This window comes from Pseudomonas sp. SB113 (genome assembly GCF_040754745.1).
GTDB lineage: Bacteria > Pseudomonadota > Gammaproteobacteria > Pseudomonadales > Pseudomonadaceae > Aquipseudomonas > Aquipseudomonas grimontii.
In genome coordinates, this window is record NZ_JBFMHW010000264.1 from 1 (window position 1) to 368 (window position 368).

The 368-nt window shown below is 48.4% G+C and carries 2 tRNA genes; both read left to right on the forward strand.

Annotated elements, in window-relative coordinates:
• Window position 1: 1 nt before the first annotated feature.
• Window positions 2-88: transfer RNA gene (locus AB1462_RS32485), tRNA-Leu, on the forward strand.
• Window positions 89-242: 154 nt separating this feature from the next.
• Window positions 243-329: transfer RNA gene (locus AB1462_RS32490), tRNA-Leu, on the forward strand.
• Window positions 330-368 lie beyond the last annotated feature (39 nt).

The following is a 368-nucleotide window of genomic DNA, read 5'->3' on the forward strand; positions in this document are numbered from 1 at the left end:
TGCCCAGGTGGTGAAATTGGTAGACACGCCAGCTTCAGGTGCTGGTGATCGCAAGGTCGTGGAAGTTCGAGTCTTCTCCTGGGCACCAAATTCAGATCAAACCCGCGAAAGCGGGTTTTTTCGTTTCAGGCTTTTGATTTTTAACGAGAAAATTGATTTATATTTTTCGAATCAGGGGTTTACAGATTAAAAAGCCCGCCGTATAGTTCGCCCCATCAACAGCGGCAACGTTGCTTGATAATGCCCAGGTGGTGAAATTGGTAGACACGCCAGCTTCAGGTGCTGGTGATCGCAAGGTCGTGGAAGTTCGAGTCTTCTCCTGGGCACCAAATTCAGATCAAACCCGCGAAAGCGGGTTTTTTCGTTTC